Source organism: Bdellovibrio sp. BIS2 (assembly GCF_055398295.1).
The window spans coordinates 1,988,293-2,003,289 of record NZ_AP035879.1; the positions used below are offsets into that span (position 1 = coordinate 1,988,293).

Sequence of the window (14,997 nt, forward strand, 5' to 3'; positions counted from 1 at the left end):
AAGTCATGAAAAAGCTTTTGTTGGTTTTGTCAGTCATGGGAACTTTGGCAGCGTGCAGTCACGGGAACTGTCGTGCCCAGAAGGAAGCTCAGAAAAACGCCCCTAAAAGCGAGGTTGTTGTGGAAAAATCCAAAGCCACGGATCGTGTGAAGGTGTTTAAGTACGACGGATCTTTGCAGTGCGGTCAGGGGAAAAAAATCGCCCCGGCTGAAATGCAAAAAGACCTCAAGGGTATTGAGGTCTTTTCTTCATCCAATCAGAACGACGGGATGATGCGTATTCAACTTTGTGGAAGCCCTACAGGCAACGCCAATGTCTACGAGATCGATCGTAAGGACCTGGACGCTGCCCTGAAGCTGGGCTTTAAAGAGTGGTTGGCTGAATAAGCAAACGCTCTTTGATTCTTTCTGTCGGGAGAGGACCTTCTCCCGGCACATAGCGACCTTCGATCACCATCACTTCATTTGGCTTCTCTACGTTTCTTAGAAGCGTTTCCATGACTTTTCCAGCGGCATCCAGTCTTTGGATCAGCATCACCGCATCAGGATCGGTACCACCAATACCCATAACTTCTGCCTGACGGCCGTAAGTGTAGGCGAATTCAGGGTCAAACGCTTTCAGACGACCCAGGTCCACGTCTTTCATCGCTCTGTAAGAAGCCACGTTAATGCGGGACTTCAACTGAGCCTGAAGAGCTGGATCCATGTGTTTACCGTACTCACCAACAACCATCGCACCCATGGCGAAGGCTTTACCAACCACTTCACGTTTGGAAGTGGAATAACCGTAAGAAACTCCATATTTTGGTCCGCTTCTGTGGTGGTCGATGGCCATTTCAACCATGTCACCATTCAGGGATTCTTTATTATACAGAGCAAAGTCCGCCTTGATGGCCTCGACCAGTGGAGTGCCGGAACGAAGTGCTCTCAAAACACTGTTGGACACAAGGTGAGACGTTGGTTTCTTGAAGTAATCCAACAGCTCCTGACGAGTCGGTTCTTTGGTTCTGTTGGAAAGACCGCGCCATACAAGCATTTCTTTGTCATACCAACGGTTCATTTTTGCATCCCAAAGGGCTTTGGAACCGGAACGATTTACACCGAACATATCGATAAAGTCAGGATCAACCAGGCGCAGACCGATCTGGCGTTCGCCATCTTTATCGTGGATGTAGCGGACAGTTTTTGATCTGTAGTATTCAACAAACAGGTCCGCAATACGGGACATTGCACGCAGACGGTTGTTCTGGATCTCGATTTTCAGTTCAGGGTGGGCCTGAACCAGGGTTTTAATGAAGGCGTTGAACTGTTCACTGTCAACTTTAGCTTGAGTGTAGTTTTCAACGACTTTGGTTTTACCCTGTTGTTTCAGGGAAATGTTCACCATCTCTGGCAGACCTGGGTACAGCAATTCTGGAGAATGCTCTACAGTCAGACCGTTTTTCACACGGAACAGAACATCGGCTTGCAACTGGGCGTTGTTAACAACACCTTTGTGAACGTATTCACGCCATTCTTTCTGGGAAACCTGAACATCCAGGAAAGGATCCACCAGGCGAACCGGCGGCAAGCCTTCTTTCGTCAGAAGATAGTTCATCAACAAACGAGTCGTGCGGCCGTTACCATTCAGAACCGGGTGGATAGCCACCAGATCGCGCTGAAGGTCCGCCACGATGTCGATATATCTGTGTTCATTAATGCCGATTTTAACTTCGCCCAAAGCCGCGCGCTCAGCATTGAATCTTTCGAAACGCTGTTCAACCAGGGCTTTGGTGAAGGCTTGTTCCAAGGCTGGAGTGGCTTGGCCATTCAGGGACGTGCCGTTTTGTTCACGGTACGCCATGATCTCTTTATAAAGCTCCGGGTGGGAGTTTTTGATAATATCAACAGTGGCTTGCTTTGGAGTTGTCACGTATGGATAGTGAATACGGCCACTGACCAAAGTGGTGTCGCCATTTTCCACAACCATGTTGCGTTTGGAGCCCCAGATTTTTACATTCTTCCAGACACCTTCATTCAAAGTGCTGCCTTCGCGGGCCGTTTCAACAAAGTTCAGGTAGGGATTTTCCAGGACGACTTGAGCTTCTTTCGGCGTCATTTTGAATGCGCCAGCGACGTTCCCCATCCAGTGACCGTTGCGCCATACACCCAGTTGATCCGGGCGGATGCCTTCAACGCCGTTTTCCATAATACGCTTATGAATCTCTGGCAGAAGGTCTGCGGTAAGGGCTGGTTGTTCTTTTCTTAGGAAGTTATCACGGGCACTCAGGAAGCCTTTGAATGGAGCTGCCTCAGCTTCGCCGCGATCGTAGATCTTGGAGAAATCCATAGCTTCGCGTTTTCCTTCAAGGAAGTTCGGCAAAAGCTTTTCAGCGGTGTGCGTGTAATCGAAGAACTCAACGGAAGCCAAAAGGTGTTCGATTTGGCTCTTACGCTGGGCTGGGATTTTTTCCAGGGTGGCCCAAAGCTCGGATTTGATGGATTTAAATTGAAGGAGTTCACGTGGTGTTTCCGGCTGCTTCACTTCGGAACGCAGACCGAAGTCCACACCGCGGGCTTTGACCTGAGGATCTGTAAAGACATACTCACACATCTGAGCGGCTTGCGCCGGGCTCATGAAGCTGATTGTCAGCAACAGGGACAGGATGAACTTAAACATGTTATGCACAGGCATAATAACTCCTCTTATTCAGAAGATTACTAAAGCAATGCCCGTGCTAGGTCATAAGCACTACGTTGGACTTAAACGGGGAGGGGGAGGGTACTCCCCGTCTCATTCTGAGAAAGAAGCAATTTGCGTCGACGGCTGTTAAGGCTTTAAACAATGTCGCTCTTGTCAGTGGTGAGTAGAATTGAAATACACTTGTCATTACAGGACCCTGTCTGCATCATTTTGATATGACCACTATGAAAGCTGCATTCATCACGAAGTATGGACATGATCAGAAGCTTGTTTTCGGAGACCTTCAAGCTCCCGTTTGTGGCGACACCGACGTTCTGGTTGAGATTCACGCAACAAGTTTAAACCCCATCGACTTTAAAATCAGGGATGGCAAGATCAAGTTCCTGCGGGCATATTCATTTCCGCTGATACTGGGGCATGATGTGGCTGGTATCGTTGTTGCCGTGGGAAGCAAAGTTACCGGGTTTAAAAAGGGCGACCGGGTGTATTCTCGACCACGTAACGGCCGCACCGGAAGTCTGGCTCAAATGATCGCCATTGATGAAAACGAGCTGGCGCTTATGCCGAAGGATGCCACCTTTGAAGAAGCGGCAAGCCTGCCTTTGGTGGGACTTACAAGCATGCAGGCCTTGGTCGATATCGCCGGCATGAAAAAGGGTGATCGTGTTTTCATTCAGGCAGGCTCTGGCGGGGTTGGAAGTTTTGCCATTCAATATGCCAAGCACGTCGGCGTCCATGTTATTACGACCACCAGCAGTCGCAATGTTGAATTCGTGCGCAGTCTGGGTGCTGATGAGGTTATCGACTATACCACGCGGAAATTTGAAGACGTTTTAAAGAACGTGGATATCGTTTTTGATACTCTTGGCGGCGATGCTTTGTATAAGTCATTCCAGATTCTTCGCCCTGGAGGCTGGGTGGTTTCAATCTCTGGCGATCCGGATCAGCACCTTGCTGATGATATGAAGTTGAACTTTATAAAGCGCGAGATCCTGCGAATCGTAGGACGTAAAGCCAATGGTCTTGCTAAAAAAGCCAAGGCTCACTATCGATTTATATTCATGCATTCTTCAGGAAAACAGCTGGCGGAAATCACCCGGCTTGTTGAGGCGGGAATTATCAAGCCCGTCATAGACAAGGTCTTTTCGTTCTCTGAAGCCCAGCAAGCCATGGAATATTTAGAGAAAGGTCGCAGCCGGGGTAAAGTGATCGTAAAGATTTGCGATTAGGATTTAAAGCCTGCAAGCACCTGGATGGCACTGTCGAGCTCATCCTTGGTGTTATGAATATGCGGGGTCAGTCTTAGAACAGGAAAGCCCGGAACTCTTGGCAGGCCGACCTGCAGCTGTGGTTTCGAATGACGGACAAACAGGCCGTCAAACTCGATCCCGGGGAAACTTCCGACCTTGTAACATAATAGACTTGAAGCAATATCTGAATGACGGTCTTTAAGTGATTTGATCTTGAATTGATTTAAGCCGTCTTCAAGATAGTTCATACGTTTTTGAATTTCGGTTCTGATAAGGTCAGGTCCGGTCTGATCCCAGAAATCAAAGCACGATTCCAATCCATACAGACTTGCATAGCTCATGGAATGTGACCACAGCATGCGAGCTGCAAATGGATGATCACAATAAGCACCCATACCAGGCAGAATCTTTTCTTCGGTGGTCCAAGATCCATAAGCTGGCTGCATCTGATCCTGAAGCAATGGATTCACCCAGCCAAACGCGGTGCCTTTGGGGCCCATAAACCATTTATGCAGATTCCCGGCGTAATAATCGACGTTCTGAAGCTCGTTTGTGAAGTTTAAATCCAATAAACCTGGAGCATGAGCCCCATCAACCACCAGCAAAACGTTTTTAGCTCTTAACGCGGCCGCCAGCTTTGCCAAAGGCATGGTCAGGCCATTGCCGGTAAAGACGTGGCTGACAACGAAGACGCGGGTTTTATCAGAGATTTGGGAAACGATCTTTGAAACCGCTTCATCCGCCGAGATTTCATCATACATAAAATCCGCGTTGATAAAGCGCACAGAAAGACGGTCTTTGCGGGCTTTGAAATGCAGGATATTAACAACCGCACCGTATTCAAAGCTGGTGGAGAGAATTTCGGAGTCTGCAGGCAGTTGCAAACCCATGATAATTTCATTTAATGCCAAAGTGACATTGGGGCGCAGAAACAGATCCTGAGGTCGGGCTTTGATGAATTTCCCCAGACGCTCTTGCAGGGCCCACAGACGAGCCCAGGCCGCACCATACCCAGTAGATGTGTTGTGTTCAAAAGTCCCAAGCTCGGCCTTTTGCTGATCAATCACGACCGATGGACACAATCCCAGGGTTCCGTTATTGAGATTCACTAAAGATGTGTCTTTGTACTTCTCAAAAGCGGCGGAAAAATCCTGAAACATAATTACTTATTAAGACCTTTGCAGGTTTTCAAAGACAGATCTTCGCTGGTCACCAAAGACAACTGATTGTTTTTCAGTTGTTCGCGGATATCCATCCACAGCAGATAGTAATGCCATTCACGGGGGGATTTTTCCGAAACACCATGGTCGGGGAGAAGTTTCAGATCATTTGTCTTTACCAGAACATCCAAAACTTCAGGATTCTGGCGCAGCTTTTCGATCAGGGCTGCAAAGATCAGGTTGTAATGCTCGGCAGGTTCCTTGGTTGCAAACGGAAACACTTTGCCTTCAAAGGTCACCCAGTTGGCGTCGTTTTTTTCCATTAAGAAGTTGGCATAGCCACCCGCACTTTTAGCGGCATAGCCATTCATCTGGGAAACTTGTTCGCGCGTGTATTTCCAGTTCTTGGCCCAAGCCCAGCGCGGATCATTTTCAGTCTCTGGATATTTCATCATCTGCCAGAAGGCTTCAACCGTTGGATAACAAACACCGTGAAAGACAAAAGAGGCTTCCGCAAAATTTGAAAGCAGACCCAGTTCATTTCGTTTGCTTAAAACAACTTCCATACGGCCAGCATCTTGCGGAAGGATCTCCCAGGATTTGGCTTCTTCACGCGGAACTTCTTTCCACCAGTGCGCAGGATAAGGAGCTTTCCAGGAGTCGCCTGATCTGGTGGCAGGTTTTACACCTTGGGTGGGCTTTTTATTGCTGGATTCCGAACAAGAAACCAGAAATGCTGCCAGAAGCACAAACAATGAAACGAACGTCGTTTTAGCCATAAATCCCCCTTACGCAAAAACGCCCGCAAAGACTAGCGGACCTTCCGCGTGAATACAATTCTGACCGCGCGCATAAAAGGTCAAAATACGGTCAGATTTAGGGCTATTCTTAAAGAAATCGACAAAGGGGAGTTCATGGAAATTGGATTTTTAGGCGCAGCCGGCACCGTTACAGGGTCCAAGTTTCTGGTACATAATAACAGCACCCGAATTCTTGTCGATTGCGGCATGTTCCAGGGTTTTAAAGAACTTCGCGAGCTCAACTGGGAAGACTTTCCGTTTGAGGCCCGTGATATCGATGCTGTGGTTTTAACTCACGCACATCTGGATCACTGCGGAGCTTTACCGTTGTTGGTGAAACGGGGTTTTAAGGGGCGAATTTACTGCACCGAACCGACGTTGGAGCTGACTAAAATCATCTTGCTGGATTCAGCCAAGATCCAGGAAGAAGACGCTGCATACGCGAACAAGAAAGGTTTCTCCAAACACAGTCCCGCGCTGGCTTTGTACACCATTGAAGATGCCGAAAAAACTTTGCCTCTTTTAACGCCGGTAGATCTGCACACCGAATTTGATATCGGGACTTTGAAGGTTTATTTCACCAGCAGCGGACACATCCTGGGGGCTGCTTCGGCATGGATTTCAAACGGTGAAACCAGCATCCAATTTTCCGGTGATTTAGGTCGTTATAATGACCCCTTGATGCCACCTCCAGAACCTCCGGTGCAATCCGATTATATGGTGATGGAGTCCACTTATGGGGATCGCGATCACTCTAAAATCAGCTCTAAAGAAGTCTTAAAACAATGCATTTTAGAGATCGCAAAAACACGGGGAGTCTTGCTGATTCCTAGTTTTGCCGTGGGCCGCGCGCAGAATCTGCTGTATGAAATCACGGAACTAAAAAGAGACGGGGAGGTCCCCGCCCATATCCCCGTTTATTTTAACTCTCCCATGGGTCATGAGGTCGCAAAACTATACGAACACTATCACCCGTTCCAACGTCTGGCTTCGGGACAGTTCGCTGAGATCATGTCTGAAGTTCATTCCGTTAAAACCGCCGAAGAATCCCGGGCTTTGAACGATGATAAATCCGGGCCCAAAATCATCATCGCCGCCAGCGGAATGCTAACTGGTGGCCGGATCTTGCATCATTTGAAAGCTTTCGGACCGGATCCAAGAAATATTGTTCTGTTGGCAGGATTTCAAAGCCCCGGAACCCGTGGACACAGCTTGTTGAATGGCGCAAAAGAGATCAAAATCCATGGTCTTTATGTGGAGATTAACTGCAAAGTGGTTCCATCAGATTCATTTTCAGCCCATGCAGATAGAAGTGATTTAATGACCTGGTTAAAGCAGGCTCCAGAGGCACCAAAAAGAACGTTCCTGGTGCATGGAGAATCAACCGCTGCAGATGAGCTTCGGAAACGCATCGATAAAGACTTAAAATGGAACGTTTCTGTGCCTAGAATGAATCAATTTATTAAGACCTAGGGCTTATAAGCAAATAAACCCCTATAGCTATCGTTACATAATATAACTTATCAGAAGACTATATATCCCACGTCAACCGTGGGCTTTTCATCGAATTGACCCTGAACTGGTTCCGGATTTACATTCAAAAGCATCTCTTTAAAGGCTTAATTAATATGGAATCTTGCCCGCTTTGTTCGAATCAATCCCAGCTCCATTCCGAACCATTATTTCCGGCTTGGATGAATGCTTCTGAAAACCCGACTTTGAATATCTGTGGGACCTGTCAGACACGCTTTGAACGAAATGCCGCCTTCACGATGGAGTTTTTCAAAGAGCGCGCTTTCTTGAAGAAAACCAATGAGCCTGATTATTACGACACTTTCTATGGATCTGAACTTCATCTTAAAAGATCCCGCATCGCTTTGTTGTATTTCCTGGTGGGTCTGAATTTGAAACAGCATTTGATCCTGGCAAATCAAGGCGAAGACCTTTTAGGTGGCAGTTTTGATCGTTTGGCGCAGGACTTTAATGGCCGTTTCATCGAAGAAAACGACTATCACCTTTGGGCGGCATTCAATCCGGAGCATATCGAGACTATTTCAGCTCCGGTGCGAACCCGTATTGAAGGTTTAAACGCCACGGAATGCTGCATTTTGGGTTATCATTTCTTCCTGATCACAGATCAGCGTCCATTGCCTGCGAAGTCTTTGATTCAGCAACTGGAACAAGAACAAGATCTGACTATTATGCATGCTGGGATCGAAAAAGACATCTATGAGGACTTCGAAGCTTTCATGGAAGAGTTCAACAGCCGCAAAAAATAGTGTTGTATCAAACGGGGATAGTGAAAAACATCTCTCCCCGTCCGGATCAATCAGCGTACTGATTGAAAACGGTCTTAAGCTCCCCTTTTTCACGGATTCTTTTCAATGATTTGTTAAACGAATCACGCATTCTTTTATCATGGAATGCCACTGAGTACTGGGATTTTGGAAACAGGGCATGCTTTGCGATTTCCGGTAAAGGATGGGCGGATTTTCTCTGAATTTTATCTTTCTGCATCCTGAAAGTCCGCTCTTCACATATGATCACATCCACGCGATCCATCAGCAGCATTTTAATCTGCCGGCTCTGTTCGGCATATTCATGATAGTCCGAATTTTTACTGATGGCGGAACTGAACTCCGGCCCCAGAAAGGACCGCGCATTTTGAAAGGCGATCACACTTTTTTTAGAAAGATCGCCAAGGCCATTCAACTGATGGCTCTTGGACTTTAAAGTCCAGGCAAAGTTCTGAAAAGTAATATACGAATCAGACAAATAAAATTTGGGTGTATTGTTGATAGTCGCCATGGCCTCAACATGACCCAGCTCCAAACTGCGCACGGATCGAGCCGGTGGTTGAAATACCGGTATCATTTCATATCCCATATCCAGAAAAACCCGTCGTAGAAGCTCGACTTCAAGTCCACTGGACGTCTCGTGAATGACATAGGGTGGTTTATCAAGAGAAAATGCGACACGGACACCAGGTAAAGCCCAGCCCCATGATGAAAAGCATAAAACTGCAACGAATAAAACGGTCTTCAAGAAGACCTCCAGATTTCATTATCTCTCTGAACCTCTATTCGTTGAAGAAATATTCATCTTTGCAACATTACAATTTAACTTATGCTCACCTTCATCCAGCCTTGATCAACGACTTTAAAACCTTGTTCCTGATTGCAACTCCGGGCCTTAAACCATTTTCTTCAGTTCAGAAAGATGCGTAATTTCCATTTGCGGGGGAACCTCATGGGGTTCGATTTTGACTTTTGCCGGATTAAACCAGCAGGAATCAATACCGAAATGATGCGCCCCCAGGATGTCTGTTTCCAGTTTGTCGCCCACCATCAAGGTCGAGCTTTTATCAAACTTACGGGCTTGTTTAACGGTGTATTCAAAGAATCGAACATCGGGCTTCGCAAATCCGGCTTCTTCCGACACAGCCATAAAGCTGACATACGGAGCAAGCTTCGAGCGACTAAGACGTTGAACTTGAGTAGCTTGAATCCCGTTGGTGATAATTCCAAGCTCCCCTTTGCCACTTAAATATTCACACAGCTCAACCGCGTGATCGATCAACACAACAGCTTCTGGCAAAGCATCTAGGTATCTGTTCGCAGTCAGAACCGGGTCGATTTCGATGGCGTGGATTTCAAACAACTTGCGAAAGCGTTCGACTTTTAAAAGATCCTTGGTGGTTTTTCCCTGTTCAAACTGCTTCCACAAAGCGGCATTTTCAATTTGATAGGTGCGAAAAAGGTTGTCCAGATCTGTCGTCAGACCCACCGAATGCATCGCCGAAACAAAGGACAGCTTTTCCGACGCTTTAAAGTCCAACAAAGTGTCATCCAAATCAAAAAGGAACAAATCGTATTTCATAATCTGATCTTAAATTACTCCAGAACATCACGATACTCGTTTACCAGCCGTAAAGCCATACCCAAGTCTGTATCAAAAGCCGTCTCCTGTCATAACGTCCTGTAAAACTTCCCGCCCAATAAGCCGATTAAACAAATGCAAGACAAGTCCAACAAGGGGGCCTTATGAAAATTCAATTCCTGACAGTTCTGGCGATGTTGATGGCAACCTCCGTGGCATCCGCCCGCCAATTCACTTTGGTGAAAGGCTCCGGTTACGCGATTGAGCCACTTTATGGTTATGAAACCGTTTATCGCAGCAGCCCCAGCCCGCATTTAGCAACCCGCGCGATGTACGGTGTGCGCCTGTCGGCCGGTGTGGATTTGCTTTCCGGCGAAGCTGAGTATTCCCGTGCCTCTGATACCGAAACTTTCTCTGGCACCCCGGAAAAGGTTTATCACGAGGACGAAAACTACAAGCTCGGTATTCGCTCCACTTACAGATTCAATCAGTATTTCTTTTCTTCCGCGCGTTTGGGAGCACAAGCCACCAAAGGCTTTGAAGAATCCACGTCCGGTGGCGTGGTTACAAGAAAAGACAAGGATCTGAAATACAACCCCTATGCCGGTGCCCAAGTGGGTGTGAAGCTCGGTGTGTTTTCAGTGAATTTAAGCGCCACGATGGTCTTCAGGGACTATTCCGACCTGTCTAAAAACGATGTGCAGCACACACTGTCTTTTGGAGTGGGTTACTAAAAGGTCTCTTTGATGATTCGGGGTTGACTGAAAGCAAACTCCAGCAGAGTCCGGCCCGCAGCAAATCGATCGTGATTGCTGGGCGCCCCCAAAACAACGGCTATATAACGCCCGGACTTTTTATCCGGGCGTTTGTTTTTTCGCGCGCTGACCATCACACACCAGCCTGCTGCTTTAATATGTCCGGTCTTCATGCCGTCCACGGGCAGTTTTGAAAACAACAAGTCATTGGTATTTTTCTTTTGAAAATCGCGAAAGGTCAGCTCTTTGCTGGACGAGTATTCAAAGTATTCGGGAAACTCCTGGGAAATCCGCACCGCGAGAAGCCCCAGATCCTGCGCTGTTGAATAGTGTTTTTCGGTATAAAGCCCTGAAGCGTTGGCAAAAAGACTTTGAGTCATTCCTAAACTCTTCGCCGTCTTGTTCATTTGCTCGGCAAAAGCCTTCTGGCTGCCGGAAACCACTTCAGCAAGAACAAGGGCGGCATCATTCGCCGAAGCCACGATAAGGCCACGCAGAAGTTCATCCACCGTCACCGACTCCCCGACCTTCAAATACATACTGGACTCTTCCGGGCGGAGAATGACGGCGCTGGCTGAAACCCTGGCCCGGTCCATGCGGGACAGCCGCCCTTCGCGGATTGCAGACAGAACCATATAAGCCGTCATCACTTTGGTTAAAGAGGCCGGCGGAAGCGGTTGATCTTTATTAAGTTCCGCCAGAATCTGACCGCTGGAGGCATCCAGCAACACCCACGACAAAGCGTTCACCGAAGGCAGGGCTTGCGCCTTCCCGCTGAACAGACACACCAAAAGAAGAAGCAACCCCTTCAGGTATTCCATAAAGCCATCATACACCTTGCGGATTATTTTAAAGCTTCTTTGTCAGTTGAGCCCAGACTTCAGAGAAGGGCTTATAAGCGGTGTCCGGGATAAACACACGAGCACGTTCATTGCCATGCAGATAGATTTCTTCCTGAGCCCACACATAGTGATCACAGTGGCAGCCCCAGGCGGCCGCGCCATCTTCAAGTTCTTCCTGAGGCAATGGATTTAAAGCCATGTAGGCTTCAAGAAAGGCCATAGTTAGATCTGGTTTCAGGTCAAACATGTAAGACGCCACACGGGCCACTTCAAACCCCCGGGGCATATACACGGCCTGATCCCAGTCAATCACACCACAGACAGTTTCTTTTTGAAAAAACAGATTTCCCTGATGATAGTCCCCATGCAGAACCTGGGCTGAGAACTTTGGAACATAAGAATGCAGGCAAGCAGGATTTCGCATCCACTCACGCTGATCTTTCAGGCGGTACAAAACCCATTGATCCGCTTCGGAAAGATGGGGCTTCTGCAAAATGACCGCTTCAATTTTATCCAGGCGAGCAATCCACTCTTTGGCATCCCAGTTCAAGGAATACTTGCGATACCCCACATCCGGCAGTGGTTTTAATACTTTATGCAGACGAGCTAACATGGAACCTGCAGCCCGCGCATGGACTACCGTCAGATCCGTTTTTTTCACCTGATGGCCGGGCGATTCAAAATACAGGGCACCAAATTTTCCGTCGTGTTCGATCAACGAGGTGCCATAACGCGACGGCAGAGTTTGAACTGCAGGCAGATTGTAAGAGGCGACGTATTCCAGCAAAGCGTGCTCTCGCTCTACACGGGCTCGCTCGCTGGTTTTATACAGACGAAGGTAAAAGTTCCCCAGACTGGCCTGCACCCGATAGACCTGATTGACGGCGCCGTTAAGGATTTCCTCAACGGACTGGATGACCCCCAAGGGCCATAGGTTCAAAATGGAATGCAGTCGCTCGATCTCAGCTGGTTTCATCAATAAAACAAGGATACCTAGGGTTCCAGGCAAACTCCAAGTAAAATTGAAAACTTATCGGAATACTTAAACCGGAATTTCCACGATTGAACGAATCCCGGTTCGTGCCGTCATCGCGTGAACCACAGCCCGCAACCCCATGATGGTCTTTCCTTGAGTGCCAATCACCTGTCCCAGGTTTTCTTTGGCACAATTCACCCGGTACACGGTGGTTTTGGGGCCCACATAGGTACTGACCGTCACCGTGTCGGGGTGATCCACCAGCAGACGCACCATGTGCTCAATCAACTGGCGAATCTCTTCGCGGTACTTTTCCTGGTCAATATCTGCGCCTTTGACTTTACGTTCTTCATACTTAAAGGCTTCGATGTCGTTCATAGAACCTAGTCCCCCATGATGAAATTGGCTGTGCCGATACGCTTAAAGTTGCAATGCGGTCCCGGGACTGGCACCCAGCTAAACAGGAAGGAAAACGCCTGGGCCCCTTTGATAAAGGCGGCCGAACCTTCCTGGAATCCATAACCGTCATTGCGTCCGATGGAAACATAGAACCTTGGTTTTTTGCCTTTGGGATATCTCTTGATCAACTTCAGCGGATCATGATCATCCCAGTCCTTTTTATCCACGAACACGGATTGCGAAATGCGCTGCATTTTTTCCACCTGACAACGAAGAGCTCCGGTGCGCTGGATGTAAGCGTCGATTTCTCGATCACTGGCAAACGGACTGATCGTCGCAAGAGCCGGACATAACAAGGCCACCTTTGAAAACATCCCCGGGTTCTTCAGAGATATTTCAGCAGCATTGAATCCCCCCATGGACTGGCCAATAATGTGGCGCTGTCCATCTTTCAGGCCCCCGACCTTCTTTTCCATATAAGGCATAATCACCCTGGTGAAAGCCGGCAACAAAGGGTATCGCTTGTTATTAACCAAGAGCCACTGGGGGCCGAATGAAACCGATACGATCCGAGGACGATAACCGCGAAGCTCCCACCAGTCCTGAATCGTCCGGGTTCCCAGAAATTGACGGTGCCAGGTTTTCTCTGAACCGTTCAGTCCATGGAAGAAATAGACGATATCGTTGTTGTTCGCGCTGTCTGGATCCCGGTAACAATACTTAAACCGGACGCCCTGCAATTCTTCCGAATCACAGATAAATCGTCCGCGCCCAAACTCAGCTTCCGGGACATCTGCTTCTGCAAGCATATAGTCGTCGGTCACGTCATCATAGCCCTGAGCCCACAGTGAAACGCACAGAAGGAGAAAAGCTAGAGTCAACCTCTTCATAGACCCCCCTCTACACAGAGGAAAGGGTCCCTTGAGGTCTATGAAAAATCAATTTGCAATATCGAAATCTTCGCGAACTCTGTGCTTAGACACGAGAACTTGTTCTCCCGTGTTCAAGCAGCGCAAATAGAAGTGATTGAAACCCCTGTTGGTTACCACAAAACGGCGGGGTTGGGCGGGAGATATCTTTTTGGCAAGAACCGATCCCACATCCAAATTTTCGTACTTGCTTAAAAGTTTTCCCGCCACACGCGCCCGCAGAACATGGATCAAAATGGCACCACAGACAAACACGAATGCCGCGCCCAGCGCCACTGCCCAATGAACCTTTTCATCCATCAGCCATGTGAACGACACCGGTGCCATCACCGAAAGCAGCACCAGGGCTCCCGTCAGAAGGCGTTCTTGTCTTTGGTATTTTTTGAATTCTTCCACAAAAGAGGACATGTGCAGGAAACCTCGCTCCTCAAAGAGACCCTTATACAATCACAATCGGTTAGTACAGATCGAGTCCAGATTCTGTTATTTTCCTTGCCGCTCTGCCTCCCCAGCTGACAGCCTGTTTTGACTGGGTTCTGCTTACAACAAAGAGGTGCACATGAAACTGTTTTTGAACGTTCTTCTTCTTTCCACCGTTGGATCGGCTTCCGCAATGGCTTTCGACTCCCAGGCAGTTTGTCAGGATATCGTTGAGAGACGTGGCAGCATCCAGGTCCAGATGATTTCCTCCAATGACGGCGACAACTGCTATGTCTCTGTTCACAACCGCAAGGCCGAGGGTCTGGTTTATCGTGACTACCTGTTCACCGCTGACGGCGAACTGATGGTGTTTAACTCTTTGGGGTACGGGGATGAGTCCTCAACCACAGGAGCCCGCGAATTCTTCCTCTTCCCGCGTATCAATCCGGTTCCGACTTTTGAATGGAATGATGAAACCCGCCGCCTGACGGTGACAACCGTGAACGGCAACAAAGCTTCCTTTGACTACGAAGACGCCGAACTGGTTGAAATGACGGGCGCTGAAATCAGAAGAGCCGCAGAAATCCGCCCGGACAACCGTGGAGGCGTGGAGATCAATAAATATCAGGGTTTGAAACTGGACTCAGGATTTAAGCTGGGTTCGGCTCCCACGGCAGTTTCCGGAAACAGCTCGGTATTCACTGACAAAAACGGCAAGACCTGCAGTGTGAAAAACTATGAGCTGTTCAAATATACGTCCGACGGGGATGTGCGTTTCAAATTCTCTGACAGTGGTTTGAAGACATTCTTGAAAAGCCGTTGCTCTTCACTGACTTTCTAAATCGCTCCGCTTGAAGCGCTAAATCGCTCCGCTTGAAGCGCTAAATCGCTCCGCTTGAAGCGCT

16 protein-coding genes are annotated in these 14,997 nt (G+C 48.1%); 6 read left to right on the plus strand and 10 right to left on the minus strand.

From position 1 onward, the window contains the following. Positions 1 to 5: 5 nt before the first annotated feature. Positions 6 to 386, plus strand: coding sequence for a hypothetical protein (locus ACZ520_RS09600; RefSeq protein WP_088565215.1), 381 nt, complete (start codon positions 6 to 8; stop codon positions 384 to 386). Here the strand turns inward: ACZ520_RS09600 and ACZ520_RS09605 are convergent. Beyond that, the gene (locus ACZ520_RS09605) at positions 364 to 2,673 is read right to left on the minus strand and encodes a Fic family protein (protein ID WP_464125206.1); all 2,310 of its coding nucleotides are present in this window, start codon (positions 2,671 to 2,673) and stop codon (positions 364 to 366) included. The two genes, ACZ520_RS09600 and ACZ520_RS09605, sit on opposite strands and share 23 nt — an antisense overlap. A 233-nt stretch (positions 2,674 to 2,906) precedes the next feature. On the opposite strand from ACZ520_RS09605, the gene ACZ520_RS09610 reads away from it, so the two are divergent. After that, entirely contained in the window at positions 2,907 to 3,911 is a 1,005-nt protein-coding gene (locus tag ACZ520_RS09610; protein ID WP_464128411.1) for an NADP-dependent oxidoreductase, read from the plus strand. Here the strand turns inward: ACZ520_RS09610 and ACZ520_RS09615 are convergent. Both ACZ520_RS09615 and ACZ520_RS09620 read right to left on the minus strand, forming a co-directional pair. Beyond that, positions 3,908 to 5,092 (minus strand): aminotransferase class V-fold PLP-dependent enzyme, encoded by a 1,185-nt coding sequence (locus ACZ520_RS09615; RefSeq protein ID WP_464125208.1) that lies wholly within the window; start codon positions 5,090 to 5,092, stop codon positions 3,908 to 3,910. The two genes, ACZ520_RS09610 and ACZ520_RS09615, sit on opposite strands and share 4 nt — an antisense overlap. Positions 5,093 to 5,094: 2 nt before the next feature. Then, the gene (locus ACZ520_RS09620; RefSeq protein WP_464125210.1) at positions 5,095 to 5,871 is read right to left on the minus strand and encodes an NADAR family protein; all 777 of its coding nucleotides are present in this window, start codon (positions 5,869 to 5,871) and stop codon (positions 5,095 to 5,097) included. Positions 5,872 to 6,006: 135 nt separating this feature from the next. Between ACZ520_RS09620 and ACZ520_RS09625 the strand changes: the two genes are divergently transcribed. Then, positions 6,007 to 7,365, plus strand: a complete 1,359-nt coding sequence (locus ACZ520_RS09625; RefSeq protein WP_374033120.1) for an MBL fold metallo-hydrolase RNA specificity domain-containing protein — start codon at positions 6,007 to 6,009, stop codon at positions 7,363 to 7,365. 221 nt (positions 7,366 to 7,586) lie between these two features. Next, positions 7,587 to 8,171, plus strand: coding sequence for a hypothetical protein (locus tag ACZ520_RS09630; RefSeq protein ID WP_464125213.1), 585 nt, complete (start codon positions 7,587 to 7,589; stop codon positions 8,169 to 8,171). A 46-nt stretch (positions 8,172 to 8,217) separates the two neighbouring features. Here ACZ520_RS09630 and ACZ520_RS09635 read toward each other — a convergent pair whose 3' ends face one another. After that, positions 8,218 to 8,937, minus strand: a complete 720-nt coding sequence (locus ACZ520_RS09635) for a substrate-binding periplasmic protein (protein ID WP_464125215.1) — start codon at positions 8,935 to 8,937, stop codon at positions 8,218 to 8,220. Positions 8,938 to 9,084: 147 nt separating this feature from the next. Then, positions 9,085 to 9,771 carry a YjjG family noncanonical pyrimidine nucleotidase gene (locus tag ACZ520_RS09640; RefSeq protein WP_464125217.1) on the minus strand — a complete coding sequence of 229 codons (687 nt, stop codon included), beginning with the start codon at positions 9,769 to 9,771 and terminating at the stop codon, positions 9,085 to 9,087. A 164-nt stretch (positions 9,772 to 9,935) separates the two neighbouring features. On the opposite strand from ACZ520_RS09640, the gene ACZ520_RS09645 reads away from it, so the two are divergent. Continuing rightward, complete coding sequence (locus tag ACZ520_RS09645; protein ID WP_464125219.1) at positions 9,936 to 10,505, plus strand: hypothetical protein; 570 nt, start codon at positions 9,936 to 9,938, stop codon at positions 10,503 to 10,505. Here ACZ520_RS09645 and ACZ520_RS09650 read toward each other — a convergent pair. From ACZ520_RS09650 to ACZ520_RS09670, 5 genes are all read right to left on the minus strand, one after another. Further along, positions 10,502 to 11,347, minus strand: a complete 846-nt coding sequence (locus ACZ520_RS09650) for a D-alanyl-D-alanine carboxypeptidase family protein (protein WP_464125221.1) — start codon at positions 11,345 to 11,347, stop codon at positions 10,502 to 10,504. The two genes, ACZ520_RS09645 and ACZ520_RS09650, sit on opposite strands and share 4 nt — an antisense overlap. A gap of 28 nt (positions 11,348 to 11,375) precedes the next feature. Next, positions 11,376 to 12,344 carry a phosphotransferase enzyme family protein gene (locus ACZ520_RS09655; RefSeq protein WP_464125223.1) on the minus strand — a complete coding sequence of 323 codons (969 nt, stop codon included), beginning with the start codon at positions 12,342 to 12,344 and terminating at the stop codon, positions 11,376 to 11,378. Between the two features lie 66 nt (positions 12,345 to 12,410). Continuing rightward, the gene (locus tag ACZ520_RS09660; protein WP_015091142.1) at positions 12,411 to 12,722 is read right to left on the minus strand and encodes a KH domain-containing protein; all 312 of its coding nucleotides are present in this window, start codon (positions 12,720 to 12,722) and stop codon (positions 12,411 to 12,413) included. Between the two features lie 5 nt (positions 12,723 to 12,727). Continuing rightward, positions 12,728 to 13,633: an alpha/beta hydrolase-fold protein gene (locus tag ACZ520_RS09665; RefSeq protein WP_464125225.1), complete on the minus strand. Its 906-nt coding sequence runs from the start codon at positions 13,631 to 13,633 to the stop codon at positions 12,728 to 12,730. A gap of 48 nt (positions 13,634 to 13,681) precedes the next feature. Then, a complete protein-coding gene (locus tag ACZ520_RS09670) occupies positions 13,682 to 14,080 on the minus strand; it encodes a hypothetical protein (protein ID WP_374030279.1) in 399 nt (132 codons plus the stop codon). Positions 14,081 to 14,231: 151 nt separating this feature from the next. On the opposite strand from ACZ520_RS09670, the gene ACZ520_RS09675 reads away from it, so the two are divergent. Next, positions 14,232 to 14,933 (plus strand): hypothetical protein, encoded by a 702-nt coding sequence (locus ACZ520_RS09675; RefSeq protein ID WP_088565204.1) that lies wholly within the window; start codon positions 14,232 to 14,234, stop codon positions 14,931 to 14,933. The last annotated feature ends 64 nt before the right edge of the window (positions 14,934 to 14,997 follow it).